We start from the raw sequence: 22,967 nt of genomic DNA, 5'->3' as shown, positions 1-22,967 counted from the left end.
AGGTCGGGTTGGTCAGTCCTTGAAATGGATCTCGGAGAGCGCGATCTCGCTGTTCGTCTTGAGGTCCGGCTTCCAGTCGAGGCGCGAGCCGACGCGGACATAGCCGATCATGTGGTACATCGGCACGTCTGCGACGATCTCGTCGTGCACCTTCGCGAAGACCTCCTGAAACAGCTTTTCACGCTCGTCGCCGGTCGCGGCCATCGCCTTTTTCAGCACGACGTCGAGGTCAGGATCGGCGATCGTCGAATATTGTCCCTCGCTCAGATACATGACCGGAGCGGTAAACCCGGCGTCGCCCGTATTGTTGTCGTGCTGCTGCTGGAAGAGCGTCGGTCCCCGTCCCTCCGGGAAGGGCTTGTCGAGATAGCGCACCCAGTCGGCCGCTTCGAGCTGGCGTATGGAGACGTTGAGCCCGATTTCCTGCCACATGGACCGCATCGCTTCGAGGCTTTCGGCCGAGTTCGGGAAGAAACCGTTGCGCCCGATCAGCACGATCTCCTTGTCGACCGGAGCACCCTCAGCCTTGGCTTGCTCGACCAGCTTCATCGCCTCTTCGGGATTGTAGGTCCATGGCTTGATATCGGGGTTATGACCGCGAACGCCCGGGACGACCATTTGCGAAGCCCGCAGAACGTCCTTGCCGAACAGCGCTTCGCCCATGCCGTCCCAGTCGATGGCCATGTTGAGCGCCTTGCGGATGCGGACATCGTCGAGCGGCGGAATCTGCGCATCGATGCGCATGCGCGTCGTCTCTGAGTTCAGATAGGCAAAGTCCGACTCGGCATTGGTCGCGTCCTGCACGGCGATGGATGGGGTCATGTCCGCTTCGCCGGATTCGACCATGGCCGCCCGGATGGCCGACTCGCTGCGCCAGACATAGGTCGCGCGCGTGACGTCCGGCTTGGCGCCCCAGTAGGCATCGTGACGCTTCAGGACGATCTGCTCGTTGGACTTGCTTTCGACGACATAGGGTCCCGTGCCCACGGGATCGTTGCTTTCCTTGTCGAACGGCATGTTGGGGGAGACGATCTGCACAGTGCCGAGCAGCGTCGGCATGATCGGCACCGGGCTGTCGGAGGAGATCTCCACCGTCTGCGCATCGATCGCCTTCGGCGTCAGTTTGACGTCGCCGAATTTCGAGCGGCTGTCGCAGGTGAGGTCGGGGTTCATCAGGCGATTGATGGACTTGACCACCGCTTCGGCGTCGAATGCCGCGCCGTCCTGAAACTCGACGCCGCTCTTGAGATGCACACGCCAAGTCAGATCGTCCACCTGCTCCCATTTTTCCGCTAGCCAGGGGCCGACGGTGCCCTTCTCCGTGTCGATGACAGTCAGGGTCTCGGTAATGTTTGAATTGATGATACGGCCGATGTCCGACCTGATGGAGCGACAGGGATCGAGATTGGCCGGCTGCTCCGGCAACACGATCTTCACCTCGCCTTCGGCCGCCATCGCGACGCCCGAAAAGAGCGTCGCGGTCAAAAGCGCCACGGCGCGGGTACAATAGCGGATGGTCATTTCTTTCTCCTCCTCGATAAAGACCAGGACGTTGCGGCGGGCCGTTTTCGGCCTCGTAGTCCTCCGGCACCGCATCCGCACTAGCGCACTAATGTATTAGTGTGTCCACACGAAAGTGTCAACTCAGGCTGAAGCGGTCGCGGCTGCCTTTCCGGAGCGCCTCAGGCAGGCGGCTTCAGCCTGCTTCAAGCTCTCCACCGCTACGCCGACGGGGCCAAGCTTCGCAGCGCTCAGATTGGAGATCATCGGCATCAGCGGGCCTGTGTCGGCGATCCCTGCCAGCCGCATGCCGTCATGAAGCACCTGCAAGCCGCCAAGGTCTGTGCGAACTCTCTCGAACTCCAGAAACGGCCGGCTGAGCTCCAACGCCTCGGCTCCGCGCCCCGCCTTGTAGAGCGTGAGGAGTTCCATCGCGGCCGAAGGGGCAATGCAGACCGCGCCCGAAGTATAGGTCGTCATTGCGCGGCGGCCGAGATGGTCGTGGATCGGCGTTTCGCCCATGCCGCTCGCCATCCGGTCTTTCCCGATCGCCGCCATGACGGCGTCGAGATAAGCGTCCTGCGCCGGATCGGCCCGCTCCACCGCATATTTGACGAAATCGACCGCGCCTTCGGAGACGAGGCGGGCAAGCTCGTCCGGATCGACATAATTCTCCCGCTTCAGATAGAGCACCAGGCCATGGCCAAGGACCGCCGCGAGGCGGCGCACGCCATTGGCGACACCGGGCGAATCTGCCGGAAACTGCGTCGGGAGCAGCATCACGTTCTTGAAACCCAGATCGCGGGCGATCGGCACCTGCGCCAGGGCCTTGCCGAAGTCCGGACCGATCGACGTCACGAGAGCGGTCTGCGGTGCAGCGCCCGCAATCACCGCCTCCATGCCCGCGCGATAGTCGTCCAGGCCGAAATGATAAAGGTTGGCATTTCCGCCATAGAGGAGAATACGCACCCCGCCTGCCTCGATATGGCGAATGATCGCCACGTTGGCGTCGGCGTTCACCGTCAGGTCCGCATTCAACGCGATGGGCGGGACCGCCACCACGGAAGCTGCGTAATTACGGGCGTCAAGTCGAGTTTGCATGAGAACCTCCTCCATACGTCGGTTTTCATTACAACATGCCCGATGATTTGTAAAATATATTTACCTATCAGGAGTCGATCGTTCCGTCCGTCATCCTTCGGCGCGCCTTGATGATGTGCGTTTCCATCGCCACCCGCGCCCATACGGCATCTTTCGTGCGGATCGCTTCGACGATCTCGGCATGTTCGGCAATGACCCGACGGGCGCGTGCCTGCGATCCGGACCGGGTGAGCGCAAGCGAGACATTCATGAAGCTGGTCAGCGAAACCTCCGAACCTTCCAGCGCCTTGGCGAAAAACTCGTTTCCTGTTCCCTCGCAGATCGCAAGATGGAAACGCCGGTCGCTTTCGGGAAGGAAAGCCCCGCGGCCCACCTCATGGGCGAAGGCCTCATGGGCTTCGAGGATGGCGGCAAGCTGCTTTTCCGTACGCCGCTCCGCTGCCAGTGCTGCCGCCTGGCCTTCCACGTAGAAGCGAAGCTCCTGATAGCGCAGGAAGCGCGAAATGTCCTCCAGGTCGGCCAGGTTCGGCAGATCTTGCGAGGGCCTGCTCAAGACATAGGTGCCGCTGCCGCGCCGCGCTTCCACGAGGCCGTCGACCCGCAGGCGCGCAAGCGCCTCGCGGACGACCGGGCGCGAGACGCCGAAGCGTTCGGCAAGTTCGTTCTCCGTCGGCAGCCGCGCGCCCGGTTGAAAGATGCCGTTCAATATGTCGTGCAGGATGCGCCCGTAGACCTGATCGGCATAGCTCGACGGGCGGGTTTCGGCTAGGCTTTCGAGGATGGGCGACTTCGCGGGCACGGCGATCCTTCCTGTCCTGCCGGGCCGGCCGGCGAGATCCACTTCACACTAACACATTAATGCATTATTACAGGATCTGGAACCGTCCTGGAGGATTGGATTTTTGATATCGGAAGCTCCGGCTGCCAAACACCGCAGCGGCCTTGACCGCACCCGGCAGATCGCGCCGCAAATCGTGGAATATCTGCGCGAGAGGATCCTCGCACTCGACCTTGCCCCCGGTACGGCGCTCTCGCGCGTCGAGTTGCAGAAACAGTTCGGTCTCAGCCAGACGCCGGTGCGTGACGCGCTGATGCGCCTGGAGGAGGAAGGCCTCGTCACCGTCTATCCGCAATATGCGACGCTGGTGTCGAAAATCGATATCAATCTGGCACGCCAGACCCACCTCATGCGCCGCGCCGTCGAGCAGGAAGCCGTCTTCAATCTGGCGGAAAAGCCCGGCAGGCGGCAGATCGCAGACCGGCTGCGAGCGGCGAACACCAGGCTGAAAGCCCTCGCCTCCAAGGAACATGCGGAGTTTCTGGCGGCCGACCGTGCGTTCCACTTCATCATCTTCGAGGAAGCGGGGCTGGAGCATATCTGGCCGATCATCCGCCGCCACAGCGGCCATATCGATCGTCTGCGGCGTCTCAATCTCGTCAATGTCGGCACCAAACGTGTGGTGGACACCCACGACATGATCATCGAAAGCATCGAAAAGGGTGCGCCGGTCGAGGCAGCGCAAGCGATGAAGACCCACCTCTCCGGCACGTTGTCGATGATCGACGACATCGCGGCGCGTTATCCGGACTACATAGAACTCGGCTAACATGCCGGGAGCCACGCGCGGCCACCTCATCGATAGGTTCGCGGACGGTGGTCCCGCGGATCTCCTCGTCTGATCCGGCTCGCCTGAGGGCAAGTTCGACATGATGGATTATCTGCTCCTCGCCGCCTCGGGTTTCATCGCCTGGATCGTTTCGACGATCGGCGGCGGAGGCGGAGCCATGCTTCTCGTGCCGCTCATCGGCTTCATCGCCGGTGCCCAGGCCGTCGCTCCCGTGGCCGCGGTCGCCACCGTCATTGCGGGAGGCGGGCGCATCCTGGTGTTTTTCCGGGATATCGAATGGCGCGTCGTCGCCTGGGGTCTCCCCGGCGCGGCCCTCGGCGGCGTCCTCGGCGCCGCCGCCTTCTCCAACACCTCGGCGGAATGGCTTCAGATCGTCGTCGGTCTGTTCCTGATCTCGACAATATTCCAGTACGGCTTCGGCCGGCGGGAAAGGACCTTCGCGACTGCAACCTGGTGGTTTTTCCCGGCACAATTCATCGTCGGATTTCTGTCCGGCCTGATCGGAGCCATAGGGCCGATCCTCAACACGCTCTATCTCAATGCCGGCATCACCAAGGAAAAGATGGTGGGGACCAAAACAGCAATCTCCCTACCCATGCATCTCGCCAAGATCGGCACCTATACGGCGTTCGGAGCATTGACAGGCAAGCTGTTGCTGTTCGGCATCGCAGCCGGGCTGGGTGCGCTTGTCTCCAACTGGCTCGCCAAGCGCGTGCTGACGAACATGAGCGAGCTGAATTTCCGCGCAATCGTGATCGGCTTCATGGCGCTGAGCGGAGCGTTGATGATCTGGGAACAAAGAGAGACGCTCCTGCGGATTTTGCCGGGGACACACTTGATCCCGCCGATCGAGTGCGCTCGGGTTCCACTCAGGATCCGGCCCGCCTACCGGGCCGCCGGGTGCCAGCCGGACTTCTCCGGCTGGCACTGCCGATCAGGATAGATGGTGCCGTTCCTGAAGGCCATAGACCGGCGTCGATATGCCTTCGCAGCGCGCTTTCAACTGCAGCGAAAGATATTGCGAATAATGCCGCGACTGATGCAGGTTGCCGCCGTGGAACCAGAGCGCCTCCTGCTGCGTCGGCTTCCACATGTTGCGCTGCTCGCCCTCCCATGGACCCGGGTCTTTCGGCGTATCGGAGCCCAGGCCCCAGACCTTGCCGACCTTGTCGGCGACCTCCTTCGAGATGAGGTCCGCTGCCCAGCCGTTCATCGAACCGTAGCCCGTGGCGTAGACGACGAGTTCGGCCGGAAGCACGGTGCCGTCCTTCAGCACAACGGCATCCTCGGTCAGGTGGCTGACGTCGGAACCGGACTTCAGTTTGATGCTGCCGTCGATGACGAGGTCGCAGGCGCCAACGTCGATATAATAGCCGGAGCCTCGGCGCAGATATTTCATGAACAGGCCGGAGCCGTCAGCGCCCCAGTCGAGCATGAAGCCGGCCTTTTCGAGATCGGCATAGAACCTGGCGTCCCGCTCGCGCATTTTCTCGTAAAGCGGAATCTGGAACTCGTGCATGATTCGGTAGGGCAGCGAGGCGAAGATCAGGTCGGCCTTGCGCGTCGTCACGCCCGCGGCAAGCGCCCGCTCGGAATAAAGATCGCCGAGCCCGATCTCCATCAGCGTGTCCGATCTGACGATGTGGGTCGACGATCGCTGCACCATGGTCACATCGGCGCCGCCCTCCCAAAGTGCGGCGCAGATATCATGCGCGGAATTGTTGGAGCCGATGACGACCACCTTCTTGCCGCGATAGGCGTCCGGACCGGGATGCTGCGACGAATGTTGCTGCTCGCCCTTGAATATGTCCTGGCCTTCGAGCTTCGGCACGTTTGGCTTGCCGGACATGCCGGTTGCGAGAACGAGCTGCTTCGGCCTGAGTACGACCTCCTCGCCATTGCGCTCGGCGACCACCGTCCATTCCCTGGTCGCTTCGTCGTATCGGGCCGACTTGCAGGTTGTGGAACTCCAATAATCGAGTTCCATCACCCTGGTATACATCTCCAGCCAGTCGCCGATCTTGTCCTTCGGCGCGAAGACGGGCCAGTTTTCGGGGAAGGGGATATAGGGCAGATGGTCGTACCAGACCGGATCGTGCAGGCAGAGCGACTTGTAACGCTTGCGCCAGCTGTCGCCCGGTCGTTCGTTCTTCTCGATGATGATCGTCGGCACGCCGAGCTGCCGCAAGCGCGCGCCGAGCGCGATCCCGCCCTGGCCGCCGCCGATGATGACGGCATAGGGCTGCGTCGTGTAGCCGAGTTCAGCTGCTTCCGCTTCGCGCTTTTCCTTCCAGGTCCTGCGGTTCGGGTCATGACCGTGTTCGGCGCCGAGCGGCCGCCTGAGCCCCTTCGGCTCCTCGTGCCCCTTGAGCTCCGTCATCGTCGTCAGGAGCGTCCAGATCAGTCCGTTCTTCAGGCGGATATGGCCGTGGCCGCGCGCCACCTCGGTCTCGAACTCGAACCACCCTTCGGTGACGCCGTCGCCGGCGCTTGCCGGTTCGTTCTCGTCCTGGCGCAGGCGCGCCGGCTTGATCGCCGCGAGCTGCGTCGTCAGCATGTCGCGGATCTGGTCCTGCCCCTCCATCGATTTGAGATTCCAGGTGAAGGCAACGAGGTCGCGCCAATAGCAGTCGGCTTGAAACAGATTGACGGCCGTATCGATGTCGCCCTGCTCAAGGGCTTTTCCGAGTTTGGCAAGCGCGGTATCGATGCGGGTGCCGGGACTTTCTTCAAGCATGGGTATCCTCCTCTTCGCTTGGATAGCACACGGGCGGCTCCTCAACCGCCCGCAGACGCCAATCGTCGAACCACCTTCTGCAATGACCGTGCCAGGGCAGAAAACCACGTATTTTCAAGGAGCAGAGAGCGTGGAGGTGTCGCATGAAGCGACGCGGCTGCAACATGTGTGGCGCCGCGCCTGTTGCACGGCAGCCACCGGGATTACGCCTCCCAACGGATATACGCGTCGAGGACTGCGGTGAGGTGTGACCGCCTCCGGCCGGCAGGCCAGGGGGTATCCCGGCTGCAGGGGGCGCCGCGCCTCAATGGCGGTGCGGCTTGAGGCGGTAGCGCTTGATCTGCCGGTGCACCGTCGAGCGATCGAGCCCCAGCCGGCGGGCAGCCTCGGAAATGTTCCAGTCGCAAGCGGCGAGCGTCAGGCTCAAGGCAGCGCTCGCCTCGCTTCCGCCGACAGTGCCCGCATTCGCCAGGAGGTGGTCCGGCAGGTCGCCGGGCTCCACGACGCCGTTCTCGGCAAGTGCCGCGGCGACGGCGATGACGTTGTCGAGTTCGCGGATGTTTCCCGGCCAATCATGCGCCTTGAGCGCAGCCAGGGCCGCCGCGGACAATATCAATTCGCCGTCACTGTGCCGCTTCAGGAGCCGCTCCAGCACCCAGTCGAAGTCCGGTCTGTCCCTGAGGGCCGGGAGCGAGAGGGTAGCGGCATTGAGCCGGTAATACAGATCCTCGCGGAATGCTCCTTGCGAGACGAGCGTCTTCAGCGACCGATGCGACGCCGAGACGACCCGGATACGCACCTTCCGCGGCGCCGTCCCGCCCACCGGCAGCACCTCGCCTTCGGCAAGCACGCGCAACAGCCGGCTTTGCAGGGAAAGCGGCATGTCGCCGATTTCGTCGAGGAAGAGCGTTCCGCCGTCCGCCTGCTCGATCAGGCCCTTGCGGCCCTTGGCCGAAGCACCGGTGAAAGCTCCCGGCAAGTAGCCGAAAAGCTCGCTTTCGATCAGCTGCTCCGGAATCGCGGCACAATTGATGGCGACGAACTGGCCCTTGAGACCGCTGCCCTCGTGGATGGCGCGCGCGAGATGTTCCTTGCCGGTCCCGGTCTCGCCCTGAATGAGGATCGGCAATCGCGTCCGTGCAAGCTTTGCCGCCTTTGCCTGGAGCGCCGCGATCACGGGCGCTTCGCCGCCGAGCCGCCGCAAGGCCGGTGGAATCTGTTCGTGCGAAGCGAGCGGTGCGCGGACCTTCGAGTGCGGCTCGATCGCATGGGCGAAGAGCGCATTTCCGTCCCGGGCGAAGACGAGCCGCTCCTGGGTCGGACGCCGGCGGGTAAGGTCGGACAGATCATCGATCTCGATGTCCAAGAAGCGCGACACCGGCTCGCCGATCAGTTGCCGTGGATCGCGCCAGTCGAGGCCCGTCGAGCGCGCTAGGATTTTCGCCCCAGCATGGGTCATGCCGGCGATCCGGCCAAGACCGTCGATCGAGATCGCCGCCTCCGGATCGACGTCGAGGAATTCGGGAGAGCGCGAGAATCGCAGGACCCATTGGTTGCGCGCTTGCGCCATGAGATTGGCAAGCTCGATGCGCCTTACGGTCGCCGTCACCAGATGCAGTGCAAGATTCTGGCTCGCCTTTAGGATCGGCGAACTCAGAAGCGAGATGTCGAGGACGGCGGAGAGTTCGCCCTGGATGTCGTAGATCGGCGCGGCCGTGCAGGAGAGCGGCGTGTGGGTGTTGTCGAAATGGTCGGTCTGGTGAATCGTCAGCGCCTCTCCCGTTTCCAGGCACGCGCCCACCGCACAGGTCCCGGCGCGCCATTCGGACCACTCCGAACCCAAATAGAGCCCCGCCTTGCGCAGGCTGTTGCCGAAGAGGGGATCGCCGAGGAACTCGACCGTCACGCCTTCGCGGTCGGAAAGCAGCAGCACGTAGTTCTGCCCCGCCACCTGGCGGAACAGGTTTTCGAGCCCCGAACGGGCGATGGCGATCAGATCCTCCGATTGCTGGCGGTGTTCCCTAAGTCGCGTTTCCGGGACGATATAGGCTTCACAACTCTGCGCCGGATCGAGCCGGTGATGCTCCAGGCAGCGCAGCCACGATTTCACGACGGTCTTGTCGCGGCGCACGGGAAGACCACGGCTGACGCGTTCGATTTCGCGGATATGCTCGGAATGTGAAACCATCGCCGCCTCCCAACGGACCGCGCTTGCTCCTCCGGCAGAGTTTGCGCATGGCAGGGGCGAAAGTAAAGGAAGCGGCGGCTCGATGCACTACCGATAAAGTTGCGGATGAGCCCCATGAAGCGATTGTGACCGTTCCGTCTTGGGAGGAGCCCCCTCGAGCAGGCGGTCAACGATCATGCGGCCGATCGGAATGGCAGAGGTCGCAGCCGGCGACGGCGCGTTGCAGACGTGGAGCATCCTTTCGGTCTGTTTGAAGAGGAAGTCGTGGACGAGGCTGCCATCGGCCATGACCGCCTGCGCCCGGATGCCCGTCTGCGGGACCGCGAGGTCGTCTATCGTGAGCGACGGGCAGTATTTCCGGCACTCCCGCAGATAGCGGAACCGCGATGCCGAATTGGCGAATTCCGTGATCGCCGACCGCCAGTTCTTCGCCGCCATTTTCCAGAAGCCGGGAAACGCCGCCATGTTCGCCACATCGGCCGCTTTGAAGCTGCCCTTCGGGTAGCCCTCGCGGGCAAAGCCCAGCACCGCATTGGGGCCGACGGTCATGCCTCCGTCGATCGTTCGGGTCAGGTGAATTCCGAGGAAAGGCAGGTCCGGGTCGGGAATGGGGTAGATGAGGCGCCGGGTCACGCCGACCTTCGACGGCGGCAACACGTAATATTCGCCCCGGAACGGCACGATGCGGTGGTCAATATTAAGCCCGGCCATCAAGGCGATGCGGTCGGACTGCAGGCCGGCGCAGGCGATCAGCTTGCGCGCCTCGATTCGGCCGGATGCACTTGCGATCCGCACGCCTCCATCCTCTTCGGCAATGGCAGTGGCCTCGACCCCGCAGCGGATTTCGCCGCCTCGGGCTCCGATGCGCTCGGCCATCGCCCGGCAAACTGCCGAATAATCGACAATCCCCGTCGTATGGACGAGAAGCGCACCTAGGCCGGCGATGTTAGGCTCCTCCGATCGAAGTTGCGACGTCGACAGGCGAGAGTATTCGATCCCATTCTGCTGCGCTCTTTCCTCCAGGCTCTCCATGCGCTCGACCTCGGCCTCGGTGGTCGCCACCAGCAATTTGCCGCAGGTCTCGAAGGGGATGCCGTTCCCGGTGCAGAATTCCTTTGTCGCCTCTGCTCCCTCGCGGCACAACTTCGCTTTCAGGGATCCCGGTGCATAGTAAATTCCGGCGTGGATCACGCCGCTGTTGTGGCCCGTCTGGTGGCGCGCAAGCTCGCGCTCCTTTTCCAGAAGCACGATGCTGGCGCCCGGCACCCGTTCCTGCAGCGCCATGGCCGCAGCAAGGCCGACGATGCCGCCCCCGATGATGCAATATTCGTACAAACTCGCAACCTTCCCGGCTCGTACATGTGATGCGTCCTTTGCCATGCATAGCGTTCTTGCAGGCATCGGGAAAGCAGGGTGCGCGGGGCACAGGCGGGAGCCGTACGATCAGGAACCGTGTGCGGCCGCCCCGGAAAAGTTCCGCCGCGGGACGAGCTTCGCCGCCCCGACGCAGGCGCACGCCACAACAATGCTGCTCCTGGAACAAATCACGGTTGAAAGGGATTCATTTCCAGTCGCCACGCACGGGATAGGAAGCTTGGACTGGAAAAGCGCGTTCACCGGAAATCCGGCCGGCCGACGGCGTCGGACAAGCCGGCCGATAATAAAGGAGGCGGAGAATGTCTGGCGCAGCGCGCCCGCACGGCATTTGTCCTTCCTGGTGGACGCAGCCGCCTATTATGCTTGTCTCGACAGCACGCTCGATCAGGCGGAAGAGCAGATCTGGATCACCGGATGGGACTTCGATCCGCGAATCAAGCTCAGACCGGACGACCCCCAGGCGGAATCGCTCGGCAGCAGGCTCGAGCGCCTCGCTGCACAAAAGCCGAAACTGAAGATTCGCATTCTCGTCTGGGCGATGGGACCGATCTATTCGGGAAAGTCGCTCAGGCTGTTTCGCAAGCAGCAATGGGCGGCCCATCCGCAGATCGAACTTCGTTTCGCGAGCCATCGGGCGCTGCGCGGATCGCATCATCAGAAGCTCGTCTGCATAGACGACAGCATCGCCTTTGCCGGGGGCATCGACCTGACGGCGCGCCGCTGGGACACGCCGGAGCACGCGGCCGAGAACGAGTTGCGGCGCGATCCGGACGGAAAACCCTATGATCCGGTGCATGACATACAGGTGTTGCTCGAAGGCGGGGCGAGCCGTGCCATCGGCGATCTCTGCAGATCTCGCTGGAAAGCGTCTACGGGCGACCAAATCGAGGCGCCGCCCGCGCGGGCGCTTGCATGGCCGAACGGCACGGTGCCGGTGCTCGAGGATTGCCCGGTCGCAATCGCCCGCACGGAACCGGGCTCCGGCAAACGACGCGGCCGTCAGGAGGCGCTGCGGCTGACGCTCGATGCTTTGCGCAGTGCGCGAAGTCACATCTACATCGAAAACCAGTATTTCGCATCGGGGAGAATCGGACAGTTGCTCTGCGACCGGCTGCAGGAGCCTGACGGTCCGGAAGTGGTGGTCATCACCACCCGCAGCTCGCATGGGCTTCTGGAACGCATCGTCATGGGAGGAAACCGCGACCGCCTCGTTCGGCGGCTCAAGCGGGCCGACCGCTACGGCAGGCTCAGGGTCGCCTATCCGGTCGTTCCCGCCGCCGACGGATCCGAGCAGGAGGTGATTATCCATTCCAAAGTGGTCGCGATCGACGATCGTTTTTTCCGCGTCGGCTCGTCGAACTTCAACCACCGCTCGGCAAGCCTCGACACCGAATGCGACGTCGCCGTGGAAGCCGCCAACGAAGGGCAGCGCGCCGCCATTGCCAGAGTCCGCAACGGCCTGATCGCAGAACATCTCGACGTTGAAGCGAACGCCGTTGAGAAGGCACTGAGGGAAACGAACTCTCTCGTCGCCACCCTGGACATGTTGAATACGCGCCGGCGCGGCATACGCGCCTTCGACGGAATCGATGACGACGGCGCGACCAGTCTCATCTGGGGCACGGAGATCGTCGATCCGCAGAGGCCGATCCGACCCTTTTACCGCACGCACAAGCTCGTGAGGCGCTGGATCGGTCAGCTTTTCGCCTTGCTCGCCAGGCTTTTTTCCTCATCTCGACGGGCGACGAACTCCGTGACCGAAAGCAAGATCAAGCCGAGCGGCAGCGGCAGGAAGAAATAGATCGCCCGAAAGGCGATCAGAGCGCCCAGGCTCGCCGAACTGCCAAGCAGAAATGCGATCGTCGCCTCGAGTACGCCGATGCCGCCGGGGACATGGCTGACGATCGCGGTCACGCCGGCCCCGACATAGGCCATGGCCGTATCGATGAAACTCACCTCCTGGAAGGCGCTCAGCAACTGATGCAACGCTGCGCTGACGCAGAGGAAGTTGGCGGCTCCGACGACAACCTGCAAGGCCGCAATCCCCACCGAGGGCATTTCGAAAGTCCAGCGAAAGATGCGAACCGAGCCCCGCAGAAAATAAGCGAGCAGCACGTAACCGGCCGCGGCCGCAATGCAGGCAGTGCCTAACAGAAAAGCGCCGGTCGTGGAAAATCCCGTAAGGCGCGCGGCACCCGCCGGCACGATCAGAAAACAAAGCCCGGCCAATGTGACAAGGCCGAGGCCGACGGTGACACCGCAGAAGAGAATGACCTTCGCCACCTCTTCGGCGCTCAGCCCCCAGCGCGAGTAGAAGCGGTAGCGGACGGCACCGCTGCTCAAGGCCGCACCGCCGACATTGTGGCCGATCGAAAGGCTGGTGAAGGAGGCGATGGCGATTTGCGGATAGGCGAGCTTCCGCCCGACATAGCGGATGGCGAGGGTGTCGAAGAGGGTCAGGCAGAAATAGGAAAGAAAGACGAAACCGATGCCCAGCAAGAGATTCCGGGCCGGAATCCGCATGATCGAGCCGACGATTTCATGAAAGCTGTGTTGGCTGAGGGTCCGATAGATCAACCAGCCCGCCACGCAGATACCGGCAGCGATGAACAATCTCGCTAGAATTTTTCTGGACATCGGCCCTCCCTTGCGCACCCACCGGAACGAAAAGCAGGTGCTGCGTGTTCCGAAGGCGATGCGACAGCGGATACGTTTCCTCACCTACAACGTTCACAGCTGCTTCGGCACCGACCGCAGGCTCGATCCCGCGCGCATCGCCGCCGTCATCGCCGAGTGCCAGCCCGACGTCATCGCATTGCAGGAGGTCGACGTCGGGCGCGCCCGTACCGGCGGAATAGACCAGGCCCATATGATCGCCACGCATCTCAATATGGAAGCCGAGTTCCATCCGGCTCTCCACCTGGAGGACGAGAAATACGGAGACGCCGTTCTGACGGCCTTGCCTATGCGGCTGATCAAGGCAGCACCCCTCCCCTCGTCCGGCGAGCCGCGAGGCGCGCTCTGGGTGGAGATCGACGTCGCCGAAGTCAAGCTTCAGGTGATCGTGACGCATCTCGGATTGCGCGGCGCCGAGCGCCTGCGCCAGGCGACCGCCCTTCTAGGTCCCGGCTGGCTCGGAGGAATGGCCAAGGGGGACGCTCACGTGGTCCTGGCAGGCGATCTCAACGCCACGGGCCGCTCGACCGCCTACAGGCTCCTGGCCCGACAGCTCAGCGATGCGCAGCTGCTGACCGGCGCCAAGCCGCGGCCGACCTTTCCATCGCGATTGCCGCTGCTGCGCATCGATCACGTGCTGGTCGGCAAAGGCATAGAAGTGGCTTCCTGCAGAGTGCACGGCAGCACGCTGGCGCGAAGCGCTTCGGATCATCTTCCGCTGCTTGCCGAACTGGATGTCGTCAAGCGAGACGAAAAGCAGGAGGCCTGAAAACGACAGCGCCGCGCATCTTGTCGGAGGCGCGGCGCTGCCCGCAGGTCCCGCAGCATTCTGGTCTGAAGCGGTTTCAGTGTTTGGCCGTCACGTCCCGCTGGTCTCGCTCCAGGAATCTGCGCGTGATCTCACCGGCGTTCTCAGCCAGCCACTCGGCCATCGCGATTTCCTGCTGCAGGATGCTCTCGCAGACCCGCTTCGTCTCCTGATCGCCCGCCTGTTCGGCTGCGGCGATGAGAATCCTGTAGCTGGCGATTTCCATATGCTCGAATGTATAGCTGGCCAGCGTGCCCTTGACGACTTCGTCACTGACGAAGAGGCCGCTCAGGCCTTGCCCGAAGGCAACGATCTTGCCGCTGATATCCTTGATGCTCGAGGTTCCGCCGTCGAGCCGTTCGAGGCAGCGCTCGAGCATGGCCGCCTGGTCTTTCGTCTCCTGCAGGTGGCGGTCGATCCTGGTCTTGAGTTCTGGATAGTTTTCCAGCCGGCTCGATTGGCTGGTGAGCATCGTGATCGCCTGCTCTTCCATCGCATGTGCATCCCTGAGCCAAGCCACAAGGTGTTCGTTCGCAGTAGCCATCGGATATTCCTTTCTTTTCGCGCGCCCTCCAACCGGCGGTTTCCCGAAATGTTCCTGCAGAACGGCGCGTGATCGCCTCACCCTGCGGCTTCGGAACAATTCGACGCCTTGGTGATTGGAGGCCGGAAGACCGCAGGTTTCGCGGTTCGGTCTCGACAATCGTCGGAAGGTTCACATGTCCAAGATCCTGGCTGCAGCAGTGATCGTCGTCCTGGTGGTGATTGCGGCGCTCTGGATGATGTTCCCTCTCGACCAGTCGGCCGAATCGGGGCAACCGCCGCCGCATGCGATCGACCAGTCGGAGTAGCACATGCACGAAGAGCTCAAAATATACCGTCTGTCGCCGCTCGCCGAGCCCGACGATCCGAACTGGCAGAATGCCAGCTACCAGGGCGAGGTCGTGGTGGCGGCAAGATCGAGCGGCGATGCCCGCATCGTCGCAAGCGAGGCGGAGCTCGATTTCCTCGAAATCGACGCCAAGCCGGCGGAAGGGGTGACGACCGACATGGCCAGCGCGTTTCGCAGCGAGAAGCTCTACACCGTGGTCGAGGAGGGGCCGGCCCCGGACGGCACGCAACGCGGCGTGCTCCGCGGGGAGGTGAGCGTCGACAACATCATCTCGACGCAGCTTTAACGCACCGATTCACGAGCCTCACAGACCGAACGGGAACGTATCCGGCACGCCCGCTTTTATGTGTTCCGCGCCGAGCGGTTCGACCGGCGTCGTCTGATCGAACCAGACGAAGGCGCCGAACTGCCGGGGCAGCGAGGCGTGGGCATAGTGGCTGAAGCGTTCCGTGTCCGGCCGGTAGATCACGCCGATGAAGCGCTCAAGCATCGGCTTGAGGAGACCGTCGCGCAGACGCGCGTGGCGTTCGAAGTCGATTAGGAAGCGCTCGACCCCTGAGTCGTGCATCACGCGCTCGTAGCTTCCTTCGAGCGACGGCCGGATCGGCTTCACCTCCATTTCGCCGTCCCAATCGCTTGCGGCAGCCACATGACCGCCATGCGTGCCGAAGCCGATCAGCGCTGCCTGATCGCCAAACCGCTCGCGGCAGAGCTGACCGATGTTCAACTCCTCGCGGGCCGTGCCCATGTCGGTATGGCGAGCATCGCCGATATGGGAATTGTGCGCCCACACCACTGCCTTCGAGCGGGCGCCGCGTGCATTCAACAGATGCTCGAGCGTCGCGAACATATGGGTGTCGCGCATGTTCCAGGAGTCGGCCCCGGCATAATACATGATCCGGTAATACCGCTCGGCCGAGGCGACGAGGCGCGCGTTCTGCACCGCGTCGAGAAGCTCGTCGCCGCTGTCGCGCCCGGCTTCGAGCTGCCTCTCCAGGAGTTCGCGGCATTGCTTGACGACGGCCTCTTCGCATTTGCGGAAGCCCGCGGTCATGGCCGCACGGCCATAGGTCGCCGGCTCGTTCTGCCAGGGGGTCAGGCACCCGTAGCGCTCGCGGGCAACCGTAGCGGCCTCGGGATCGGTCTCATCGAGATACCGGAGAACCGCGGCAATGGAGCCGCGCATATTGTAGATGTCCAGGCCGTAGAAGCCGGCCCGGCCGGACAGGCCCCTGCGGCCGTTATGTTCGCGCATCCATTCGACGAAATCCATGACTTCGCGGTTGCGCCACATCCAGGTCGGGAACCGCTGGAAAGGCGCATCGAGACGCATGCCTTGCGTTCGATGTCGGACATAGCGGTCGACCGCCGCCGCATCCGGCCAATCCGCTTCGACCGCCACGATCGTGAACCCATGTTCCTCGATCAGGCGACGCGTGATGGCTGCGCGGGCGCGGTAGAATTCCGACGTGCCATGGCTCGCCTCTCCGAGCAGCACGACCCGCCGCCCGGCAAAGCGATCGAAAAGCCGCCCGAAGGCAGGATCGTCGAAATCGGGCAGCGGCTCGGCCGACTCTGCAACCATCTCGGGCAGCGTGGGCGCCGGTCTGAGCCCTGCCCGGGATTGAACCCGCTCCCCATGCCAGCCGTATTCGCCGACGAGAGGCACGAATCTGACCCCGCCGAGGTCCTGCTCCTCGAATGTCGTGGCGCTGGCGCGCGTGACCTTCAGCAGGCGCTGCTCCTCCGGGGGGCCGACGGGTATGACGAGATGGCCGCCGATGTCGAGCTGCTCCTTGAGCGCATGCGGTATCTCGGGACCTCCGGCAGCGACCAGTATGGCGGTGAACGGTCCAGCCTCGGGCCAGCCGGCCGTGCCGTCGCCGACACGCACATCGATATTGCCGTAACCGAGCTCGGCAAATCGTCTCCGGGCGACCTCGGCGAGGCCGGCATGGCGCTCGATCGTATAGACATGTGCCGCGATCCGGCTCAGCACCGCCGCCGCATAACCGGATCCGGTTCCGATTTCGAGCACCGTATCGCCCGGCTGGACTTCGGCGCGTTCGATCATCAGCGCCACGATATAGGGCTGCGAGATGGTCTGGCCATGGCTGATCGAGAGGGCCGAATCCTCATAGGCGAATTCCTCGAAGCCTGGATCGACGAATGCCTCCCGCGGGACGACGCCCATCGCCTCCACGACATATCTGTCCCTTATCCCCCGTCGCGAGAGATGCGACGTGATCATCCGTTCGCGGGCGCGCGAAAAATCAATCATGGCGGAAGCCTTCCTTGCGTTTCATCGCAACCCGCCGCGCCAGATCGTGTCATTGTTTCGCCAAGGGGCGTGGTGACCTGGCTCCTTTCGGGCGGCCGGGTTGCTTTTGCGGACCCTGACGGCGGTGTCAGCCATGCCGCGGCAGCGGTACCTGCCTGTCGCTACAGCGCCGGGCGGCTGAGGCGTTCACGTTCGCGCTCGATCTCGTCGAGGCTATAGGGACCGGAGGCGGTGTCGAACCGGGTCCAGCCATCCTCCGTATAGGCGCGGCGCCGGACCGATATGTCGACGGCATCGCGATTTCTTAGAATCCCGTCCGCCTGTGCGACCAGAGGCTCCTCGGTCCTGACCACCACCAACGCACCGCCTCGGCGCACTCCCTCGGCGTAAAGATGCGCATCCTCCTCCTCGATCCCGGAATCGGTGAGCGAGCCGATGATGCCGCCGGCCGCACCTCCGGCGAGAGCGCCGGCCGCCGCGCCTGCGGCGGTCGACGCCAGCCACCCAGCCGCGACCACGGGACCGACCCCAGGTATGGCCATCAGGCCCAGGCCTGTCAAAAGCCCCAGCGTGCCCCCGCCCACGGCGCCCAGACCGGCACCTGCTCCGGCACCGCTCGCCGCACCGGAACCGTCGGCCGAATAGCGGTCTCCCGCATTGTTGGCGACGATGCTTATATCTTCGGAAGGAAACCCTGCCGCCTCCAGATCGCTCACGGCCCCTCGGGCTTCCCCGTAATCGTCAAACAGCCCTGCCACGGTTCTCATCGTCTTCTTCCTTGATCTCTAAAGCGCGACTACGTTGCCCTGAAAATCGAGAGCGACGGAAACGGATTTGCCGTCCTTCATCGCGGTTGCCCGCCAGATACCCTTGTCGTCGAGCTTCAGCTCCTTGACGTCCGTGTAGCCCGCCTCCTGCATCCGTTCCCGTGCCTGGGCTTCGGTGAAGCTGTTCTTGCCGGGGACAGGTGCCGTGGGGTTCTGCGTGTCGGGAGTGGCAATGGCCGGGGTGTTGCCGGCCGTCTGCGCGAAGGCCGGTCCTGCGGCAGCGCTCAACAGTACCGCAACGCCGAAGACGATGTTCTTCATGGCCTTTCCTCTCTCGATCCTCAATGGGCCAACCAAACCGTCCGGGCCGGATTTGGTTCCGCCGGCAGTCGCCGGCACGATGGGAAGGAAAGCGGGTCGGCGCCCGGCTTTGAAGGCCCGGAAGGAACTTTATCGCCCTTTCCCGGTTGCATCCGCTCTGCTGCCGGTTTCGGTACAGCGCTGGAGGATGCGAAATGGCTACGAACGCAAAGGACGGCAAGGCCGCCAAGAACTCGAAAGGGACACATGGCGGGAATCGTGCAGGCGATCAGGCGAAGAAGGCCGACGTCAAGAAAAGCAGCCAGGCGGCTGGCAAGGATCCGAACCGGGACAGCCGCTGAACGGCTGGGCGACGACGACCGCGAGGCAGGAACTGAACGGAAGGAGCGATTATGCTGAAGTGGGCACTGATTTTCTTCGTCATTTCACTGATAGCCGGGTTCCTCGGATTTTCCGGCGTTTCGGCCGCGACGGCGGGGATCGCGAAGATACTCTTCTACATTGCGGTTATAATCTTCCTCGTATTCCTCGTACTGGCACTGGCCGTCGGAGGTGCCGTAACCTAAGTCCCGTTGGGATTCGGGGCGCTCGCGGCGGCTTGTTTGATCGCCTCGTCCCTGTGCTTGTCACAGGGGTGCAGCCAGACCAAGTCCTTGGGCTGGAAAGGCTCTTCCGCGCCGCAGACGCGGCGCTGCTGGATCCCTGTTGACAAGCACAGGGATGAGGGTGGAGGAGAGATTGCAGTCCTCCGATACCTTCCTGAGGCCTGTTGAAATTCGGGCCACCCGCGGCGGCTTGTTTGATTTCCTCATTCCTGTGCTCGTCACAGGAATCCAGCCAGACCAAGTCCTTGGGCTGAAAGAACGCTTCCCGCGCCGCAGACGCGGCGCTGCTGGATCTCTGTGACGAGCACTGATGAGGACGGAGGAGAGATTGCAGTCTTCCGAGACCTTCCTGAGGCCTGTTGAGATTCGGGCTACCCGCGGCGGCTTGTTTGATTTCCTCATTCCTGTGCTTGTCACAGGAATCCAGTCAGACCAAGTCCTTGGGCTGAAAGAACGCTTCCCGCGCCGCAGACGCGGCGCTGCTTTCATCTCTGTGACAAGCACAGAGAGATGAGGAAGAAAGGCTGCAGTCCTCCGAAAAGTTCCTGCAGCGCCGCGCGTCTTCGGAGGTCGCCGTAGCACTCCGTCTCACAGCCGTCTGGAATGCGCAGTCTCAATTAAAAGGCGTTTCACTGCTTCGATGAAACAGCGAAACGCCTCGGCGAACACAATACTGCTGCCGTCAGTGCAAGCTCTTGGAGTGACTGCGCAACATTGATCTTGCCTCCATCGCCGAACTCGGCCGCATGGCTGCAACATATTGTTCGGTCAACTCCAACATGGCGAGCGCGATTTCCTGCCATGACCAGCCCGCTTCCTCGGCCAGCGCGGTAAAGACCAGGAACTCGTCCTCCATTGCGCGCTGACACTCAAGCTCCCGGCTGTTTTGCTGGGTGTGGATCGTGGGGCTGATGACAGGCATATGCTCCTCCCTCAGCGGCGCATCAATAGACACGCGCAGTCGCTGTAGCGCTTTGTTTTACCTAATGTTTCCGCCCTTCACTTCCGCTCCGGGCGCTCATGCGGTAGCTGCCAGACAAACGCCATGACGTGGCCGGCGGTTCCATCACGTTCGCGCCTTGGTGCTTCCCGGCCAAAATGGCGGACCCAAGTGCGGGGGCGCGAGGGGACGCAATCCCACACCTTGGGACAAGCGGAACTTCCGAAAGACTGGCGTGTTGTCAGGGAAGTCTCGTTCACTTGGATGACCAGCATGACGTCAATGCCCCCGCGCTCCCCTTCGGAACACCCGTCCGAGCCGCTCGCGCTGCCGCGTCTCGTCGACGAGGAGGCCGAAGCATTCGTTGCCGAGGCGATTGCCGAGCTGGGCCGGTCGCAAATTCCGTTCCTGATCGCGGGCACCTTCGCCGTCAGCGCCCATACCGGCATTTCGAGGCCGACCAAGGATCTCGACGTCTTCTGCAAGCCCGGCGATTACACCCGCATCCTCAATCATTTCAAGTCCCTCGGATACGCCGTCGAAATCGAGGACGATCGATGGCTGGGCAAGGTCTTCAAGGGGAAATCCTTCTTCGACGTCATCTTCTCCTCGCCTAACGGAACCATGATGGTCACCGACGCCTGGTTCGCCAATGCTCTGTTGACGGAGATCGGTGCCTCCACCTGTGCGATCGTCGCCCCGACGGAACTCGTCTGGTCCAAGGCCTTCATCCAGCTTCGCCACCGCTATGACGGCGCCGACGTCGCGCACCTGATCCTGAAGGCACACGACCGAATCGATTGGGCAAGATTGCTCGGATACATGGAAGCCCACTGGGAGGTCCTGCTCGTCCACCTCCTGAATTTCCGATGGATCTATCCCTCCGAGCGCGACAAGGTCCCGCTCTGGCTGATGGACGAGCTGTTGAGCAGGCTGGCGGCGCAGAGAGACCTCCCACTGCCCCTGACGAAGATCTGTCGCGGCCGGATGTACTCGCGCCCCGACTACGAAATCGATGTGAAGGAATGGGGTTTCGCCGATGTCGGAGGCGACGCCGACGTCAGCGCAGAAACTGAGGATACGGAGTCATGAGCAAGTTGAAGGTGGCCGCCGTGGCGGACCTGCATGTGAAGGAGGACCGATCGGTCTCCTATACCGACCTCTTTGCGGAAATCTCGCGCGCGGCGGACGTGCTCGTGATCGCCGGCGATCTGACGGATCTCGGCAAGCCTGCGGAGGCGGAGCTTCTCGCCGCCGATCTGAAGTCCTGCACGATCCCGGTCGTCGCCGTGCTCGGAAATCATGATCATCAATGCGATGCCGTGGAGGAAGTTTCGTCGATCCTCGTCAGGGCGGGTGTGCATCTTCTCGACGGTCAGAGCGTCGAAATTTCAGGCGTCGGCTTCTGCGGAACCAAGGGTTTCATCGGGGGCTTCGGCCGGTATATGCTGGGCGCCTTTGGCGAAGCGGCGATAAAGACCATGGTCGGAACCAGCGTCGACGAAGCCATTCGGCTGGAAAACGCCTTGAGGGCTACCAGGGCGGAGCGCGCGCTCGTCGTTCTGCATTACGCGCCGATCCCTGAAACCGTTGCCGGAGAACCGAAGGAAATCTATCCGTTTCTCGGGTCGTCGCGGCTCGCGGAGACGATCGACCGCTTCAAGGTGAGCGCCGTCGTTCACGGCCATGCGCACAAGGGCGCTTATCAGGGGCAGACGCCCGGCGGCGCCCCCGTCTTCAACGTCGCCGCCCATGTGGAGAAACCGACGGGCAGGCCTTACGCCATGCTCGAACTCTGAGCGTTCGGACATTTTCAGGATAAACGTGTAGCGATTTTCGTCCGGAAGCGCGCAGCTTCAAAGGAGTCCTGTCACGGCCTCAGGACGACCTTGATGCAGCCATCCTTTCTTTCCGCGAAGGTCTTGTAGAGTTCGGGGCCGTCGTCGAGCCCGCCGCGGTGGGTCACCACGAAGGACGGATCGATCTCGCCCTTCCGGATGCGGTCCAGGAGCAAAGGCAAGTAACGCTGAACGGGGGTCTGGGCCATCCGAAGCGTCAGGCCGCGGTTGATCGCCGAACCGAGCGGCACCTTGTCGAGATAACCGCCATAAACGCCGACGACGGAAACCGTGCCGAAATTCCTGCAGCAATGGATCGCCTGCCGCAATACATGCGGCCGGTCCGTTCCCATGAAGGTCGCCACCTTCACGCGGTCGACAAGCGAATCCAGGCTTGCCCGGCTGTCGGCCTCCGTTCCCACGGCGTCGATGCAGGCATCTGCGCCCCGGCCACGGGTGATCTCCATGATCCGGTCATAGATATCCTCCGCCATGTAGTCGAGGGTCATGGCGCCGGCGGACTCCGCAAGCCTCAGGCGCTCCGCGATCGTATCGATGGCGATGACCCGTTCGGCGCCGAGCAGAAATGCCGACCGGATCGCCATCTGCCCGACGGGTCCGCAGCCCCAGATCGCAATCGTCTGCCCGGGCTCGATGTTGCAGAACTCCGCCGCCATGTACCCCGTGGGGAAAATATCGGAGAGGAAGAGCGCCTGCTCGTCCGTGAGTTCGTCGGGAACCTTGATGGGCCCGACATCGGCGTGCGGCACGCGCAGATACTCCGCCTGTCCGCCGCTATAGCCACCGAGAAGATGGGAGTAGCCAAAGAGGCCCGCGGGTGAATTGCCCCAGAGCTTCGCCGCCTTTTCCCGGTCGGGATTGGTTCGCTCGCAGGCGGAATAGAAGCCCTTCCGGCAGAAGAAGCACTCGCCGCAGGCGATGGTGAACGGAACGACCACCCGGTCGCCGACCTGCAGGCCGGTCGCGCCCTTGCCGACCTCCACGACCTCGCCCATGGTTTCATGGCCGAGGATGTCGCCATTCTCCATGGATGGAATGAGGCCGTGAAAAATATGAACGTCCGATCCGCAAATCGCACAGGCGGTGACCTTGATGACGGCGTCGCGGTCATCCTCGATCTTCGGATCGGGCACGCTCTCGCAACGGATATCGCCTTTGCCGTGCCATGTCAGGGCTTTCACGTCGGAGCTCCTTTTCGCTGGTAGAAAAAGAAAAGGACGGGCGCTGCTCGTCCTTTGACATTCTTCCAAACACGGACCCTGGGCGGGTGTTCCCTGGAGCCGGCAG

General features: G+C 62.9%; 23 protein-coding genes. 10 read left to right on the top strand and 13 right to left on the bottom strand.

Annotation, left to right across the window (positions count from 1 at the left end; all coding sequences use genetic code 11):
- Window positions 1–12 precede the first annotated feature (12 nt).
- The 3 genes from N0Q91_RS26340 to N0Q91_RS26330 form a co-directional block, all read right to left on the bottom strand.
- A complete protein-coding gene (locus N0Q91_RS26340; protein WP_275599599.1) occupies window positions 13–1,521 on the bottom strand; it encodes an ABC transporter substrate-binding protein in 1,509 nt (502 codons plus the stop codon).
- Between the two features lie 123 nt (window positions 1,522–1,644).
- Window positions 1,645–2,616 (bottom strand): dihydrodipicolinate synthase family protein, encoded by a 972-nt coding sequence (locus tag N0Q91_RS26335; protein ID WP_275599598.1) that lies wholly within the window; start codon window positions 2,614–2,616, stop codon window positions 1,645–1,647.
- A gap of 52 nt (window positions 2,617–2,668) precedes the next feature.
- Window positions 2,669–3,400 (bottom strand): FadR/GntR family transcriptional regulator, encoded by a 732-nt coding sequence (locus N0Q91_RS26330; protein WP_018095931.1) that lies wholly within the window; start codon window positions 3,398–3,400, stop codon window positions 2,669–2,671.
- A gap of 103 nt (window positions 3,401–3,503) precedes the next feature.
- On the opposite strand from N0Q91_RS26330, the gene N0Q91_RS26325 reads away from it, so the two are divergent.
- Both N0Q91_RS26325 and N0Q91_RS26320 read left to right on the top strand, forming a co-directional pair.
- Window positions 3,504–4,208: a GntR family transcriptional regulator gene (locus N0Q91_RS26325; protein WP_275599597.1), complete on the top strand. Its 705-nt coding sequence runs from the start codon at window positions 3,504–3,506 to the stop codon at window positions 4,206–4,208.
- A gap of 100 nt (window positions 4,209–4,308) precedes the next feature.
- Complete coding sequence (locus N0Q91_RS26320; protein ID WP_275599596.1) at window positions 4,309–5,172, top strand: sulfite exporter TauE/SafE family protein; 864 nt, start codon at window positions 4,309–4,311, stop codon at window positions 5,170–5,172.
- Here N0Q91_RS26320 and N0Q91_RS26315 read toward each other — a convergent pair.
- From N0Q91_RS26315 to lhgD, 3 genes are all read right to left on the bottom strand, one after another.
- On the bottom strand, window positions 5,164–6,966 hold the full coding sequence (locus N0Q91_RS26315) for an NAD(P)/FAD-dependent oxidoreductase (RefSeq protein WP_275599595.1): 1,803 nt from the start codon (window positions 6,964–6,966) through the stop codon (window positions 5,164–5,166). The two genes, N0Q91_RS26320 and N0Q91_RS26315, sit on opposite strands and share 9 nt — an antisense overlap.
- Before the next feature lie 304 nt (window positions 6,967–7,270).
- Window positions 7,271–9,154 (bottom strand): sigma-54-dependent Fis family transcriptional regulator, encoded by a 1,884-nt coding sequence (locus N0Q91_RS26310; protein ID WP_275599594.1) that lies wholly within the window; start codon window positions 9,152–9,154, stop codon window positions 7,271–7,273.
- An 87-nt stretch (window positions 9,155–9,241) separates the two neighbouring features.
- Window positions 9,242–10,489, bottom strand: a complete 1,248-nt coding sequence (gene lhgD, locus N0Q91_RS26305; protein ID WP_275599593.1) for an L-2-hydroxyglutarate dehydrogenase — start codon at window positions 10,487–10,489, stop codon at window positions 9,242–9,244.
- 190 nt (window positions 10,490–10,679) lie between these two features.
- On the opposite strand from lhgD, the gene N0Q91_RS26300 reads away from it, so the two are divergent.
- Window positions 10,680–12,332 (top strand): phospholipase D-like domain-containing protein, encoded by a 1,653-nt coding sequence (locus tag N0Q91_RS26300; protein ID WP_275599592.1) that lies wholly within the window; start codon window positions 10,680–10,682, stop codon window positions 12,330–12,332.
- Here N0Q91_RS26300 and N0Q91_RS26295 read toward each other — a convergent pair.
- Window positions 12,227–13,168: a putative bifunctional lysylphosphatidylglycerol flippase/synthetase gene (locus N0Q91_RS26295; protein WP_275599591.1), complete on the bottom strand. Its 942-nt coding sequence runs from the start codon at window positions 13,166–13,168 to the stop codon at window positions 12,227–12,229. The two genes, N0Q91_RS26300 and N0Q91_RS26295, sit on opposite strands and share 106 nt — an antisense overlap.
- Window positions 13,169–13,178: 10 nt before the next feature.
- On the opposite strand from N0Q91_RS26295, the gene N0Q91_RS26290 reads away from it, so the two are divergent.
- Window positions 13,179–13,976 carry an endonuclease/exonuclease/phosphatase family protein gene (locus N0Q91_RS26290; RefSeq protein ID WP_275599739.1) on the top strand — a complete coding sequence of 266 codons (798 nt, stop codon included), beginning with the start codon at window positions 13,179–13,181 and terminating at the stop codon, window positions 13,974–13,976.
- Window positions 13,977–14,052: 76 nt separating this feature from the next.
- Here N0Q91_RS26290 and N0Q91_RS26285 read toward each other — a convergent pair whose 3' ends face one another.
- Window positions 14,053–14,559 (bottom strand): ferritin-like domain-containing protein, encoded by a 507-nt coding sequence (locus tag N0Q91_RS26285; protein WP_100670916.1) that lies wholly within the window; start codon window positions 14,557–14,559, stop codon window positions 14,053–14,055.
- Window positions 14,560–14,734: 175 nt separating this feature from the next.
- On the opposite strand from N0Q91_RS26285, the gene N0Q91_RS26280 reads away from it, so the two are divergent.
- Both N0Q91_RS26280 and N0Q91_RS26275 read left to right on the top strand, forming a co-directional pair.
- Entirely contained in the window at window positions 14,735–14,866 is a 132-nt protein-coding gene (locus N0Q91_RS26280) for a hypothetical protein (protein ID WP_018095947.1), read from the top strand.
- Window positions 14,867–14,869: 3 nt separating this feature from the next.
- Window positions 14,870–15,193 carry a hypothetical protein gene (locus N0Q91_RS26275; protein ID WP_100670920.1) on the top strand — a complete coding sequence of 108 codons (324 nt, stop codon included), beginning with the start codon at window positions 14,870–14,872 and terminating at the stop codon, window positions 15,191–15,193.
- A gap of 18 nt (window positions 15,194–15,211) precedes the next feature.
- Here the strand turns inward: N0Q91_RS26275 and N0Q91_RS26270 are convergent, their stop codons facing one another.
- From N0Q91_RS26270 to N0Q91_RS26260, 3 genes are all read right to left on the bottom strand, one after another.
- A complete protein-coding gene (locus N0Q91_RS26270) occupies window positions 15,212–17,188 on the bottom strand; it encodes a protein-L-isoaspartate(D-aspartate) O-methyltransferase (protein WP_275599590.1) in 1,977 nt (658 codons plus the stop codon).
- 161 nt (window positions 17,189–17,349) lie between these two features.
- On the bottom strand, window positions 17,350–17,955 hold the full coding sequence (locus N0Q91_RS26265; RefSeq protein WP_100670922.1) for a general stress protein: 606 nt from the start codon (window positions 17,953–17,955) through the stop codon (window positions 17,350–17,352).
- 18 nt (window positions 17,956–17,973) lie between these two features.
- Complete coding sequence (locus N0Q91_RS26260; RefSeq protein WP_275599589.1) at window positions 17,974–18,276, bottom strand: PepSY domain-containing protein; 303 nt, start codon at window positions 18,274–18,276, stop codon at window positions 17,974–17,976.
- Window positions 18,277–18,470: 194 nt separating this feature from the next.
- Between N0Q91_RS26260 and N0Q91_RS26255 the strand changes: the two genes are divergently transcribed.
- Entirely contained in the window at window positions 18,471–18,617 is a 147-nt protein-coding gene (locus N0Q91_RS26255; RefSeq protein WP_275599588.1) for a hypothetical protein, read from the top strand.
- 51 nt (window positions 18,618–18,668) lie between these two features.
- The gene (locus tag N0Q91_RS26250; RefSeq protein ID WP_010975005.1) at window positions 18,669–18,842 is read left to right on the top strand and encodes a DUF1328 domain-containing protein; all 174 of its coding nucleotides are present in this window, start codon (window positions 18,669–18,671) and stop codon (window positions 18,840–18,842) included.
- Window positions 18,843–19,563: 721 nt separating this feature from the next.
- Here the strand turns inward: N0Q91_RS26250 and N0Q91_RS26245 are convergent.
- Window positions 19,564–19,803 (bottom strand): hypothetical protein, encoded by a 240-nt coding sequence (locus N0Q91_RS26245; protein WP_018095954.1) that lies wholly within the window; start codon window positions 19,801–19,803, stop codon window positions 19,564–19,566.
- 291 nt (window positions 19,804–20,094) lie between these two features.
- Between N0Q91_RS26245 and N0Q91_RS26240 the strand changes: the two genes are divergently transcribed.
- On the top strand, window positions 20,095–20,913 hold the full coding sequence (locus tag N0Q91_RS26240; RefSeq protein WP_275599587.1) for a hypothetical protein: 819 nt from the start codon (window positions 20,095–20,097) through the stop codon (window positions 20,911–20,913).
- Complete coding sequence (locus N0Q91_RS26235) at window positions 20,910–21,620, top strand: metallophosphoesterase family protein (protein ID WP_018095956.1); 711 nt, start codon at window positions 20,910–20,912, stop codon at window positions 21,618–21,620. Before N0Q91_RS26240 ends, N0Q91_RS26235 begins: the two co-directional genes overlap by 4 nt.
- 71 nt (window positions 21,621–21,691) lie before the next feature.
- On the opposite strand, the gene N0Q91_RS26230 is transcribed toward N0Q91_RS26235, so the two are convergent.
- Window positions 21,692–22,861: a zinc-dependent alcohol dehydrogenase gene (locus N0Q91_RS26230; RefSeq protein WP_275599586.1), complete on the bottom strand. Its 1,170-nt coding sequence runs from the start codon at window positions 22,859–22,861 to the stop codon at window positions 21,692–21,694.
- Window positions 22,862–22,967: the final 106 nt, after the last annotated feature.

It is taken from the genome of Sinorhizobium prairiense, from assembly GCF_029201645.2.
GTDB classification, from domain to species: domain Bacteria; phylum Pseudomonadota; class Alphaproteobacteria; order Rhizobiales; family Rhizobiaceae; genus Sinorhizobium; species Sinorhizobium meliloti_A.
The sequence above is the reverse complement of the archived record's forward strand: the minus strand, read 5'-3'. Positions and strand labels throughout refer to the sequence as shown.

Coding starts and splice junctions, on each gene's coding strand:
- N0Q91_RS26270 (WP_275599590.1), bottom strand. CDS start 17,188: ATGATTGATTTTTCGCGCGCCCGCGAACGGATGATCACGTCGCATCTC.
- N0Q91_RS26340 (WP_275599599.1), bottom strand. CDS start 1,521: ATGACCATCCGCTATTGTACCCGCGCCGTGGCGCTTTTGACCGCGACG.
- N0Q91_RS26255 (WP_275599588.1), top strand. CDS start 18,471: ATGGCTACGAACGCAAAGGACGGCAAGGCCGCCAAGAACTCGAAAGGG.
- N0Q91_RS26245 (WP_018095954.1), bottom strand. CDS start 19,803: ATGCCTGTCATCAGCCCCACGATCCACACCCAGCAAAACAGCCGGGAG.
- N0Q91_RS26335 (WP_275599598.1), bottom strand. CDS start 2,616: ATGGAGGAGGTTCTCATGCAAACTCGACTTGACGCCCGTAATTACGCA.
- N0Q91_RS26260 (WP_275599589.1), bottom strand. CDS start 18,276: ATGAAGAACATCGTCTTCGGCGTTGCGGTACTGTTGAGCGCTGCCGCA.
- N0Q91_RS26275 (WP_100670920.1), top strand. CDS start 14,870: ATGCACGAAGAGCTCAAAATATACCGTCTGTCGCCGCTCGCCGAGCCC.
- N0Q91_RS26310 (WP_275599594.1), bottom strand. CDS start 9,154: ATGGTTTCACATTCCGAGCATATCCGCGAAATCGAACGCGTCAGCCGT.
- N0Q91_RS26295 (WP_275599591.1), bottom strand. CDS start 13,168: ATGTCCAGAAAAATTCTAGCGAGATTGTTCATCGCTGCCGGTATCTGC.
- N0Q91_RS26315 (WP_275599595.1), bottom strand. CDS start 6,966: ATGCTTGAAGAAAGTCCCGGCACCCGCATCGATACCGCGCTTGCCAAA.
- N0Q91_RS26235 (WP_018095956.1), top strand. CDS start 20,910: ATGAGCAAGTTGAAGGTGGCCGCCGTGGCGGACCTGCATGTGAAGGAG.
- N0Q91_RS26285 (WP_100670916.1), bottom strand. CDS start 14,559: ATGGCTACTGCGAACGAACACCTTGTGGCTTGGCTCAGGGATGCACAT.
- N0Q91_RS26300 (WP_275599592.1), top strand. CDS start 10,680: ATGCTGCTCCTGGAACAAATCACGGTTGAAAGGGATTCATTTCCAGTC.
- N0Q91_RS26250 (WP_010975005.1), top strand. CDS start 18,669: ATGCTGAAGTGGGCACTGATTTTCTTCGTCATTTCACTGATAGCCGGG.
- N0Q91_RS26240 (WP_275599587.1), top strand. CDS start 20,095: ATGACGTCAATGCCCCCGCGCTCCCCTTCGGAACACCCGTCCGAGCCG.
- N0Q91_RS26320 (WP_275599596.1), top strand. CDS start 4,309: ATGATGGATTATCTGCTCCTCGCCGCCTCGGGTTTCATCGCCTGGATC.
- N0Q91_RS26280 (WP_018095947.1), top strand. CDS start 14,735: ATGTCCAAGATCCTGGCTGCAGCAGTGATCGTCGTCCTGGTGGTGATT.
- N0Q91_RS26265 (WP_100670922.1), bottom strand. CDS start 17,955: ATGAGAACCGTGGCAGGGCTGTTTGACGATTACGGGGAAGCCCGAGGG.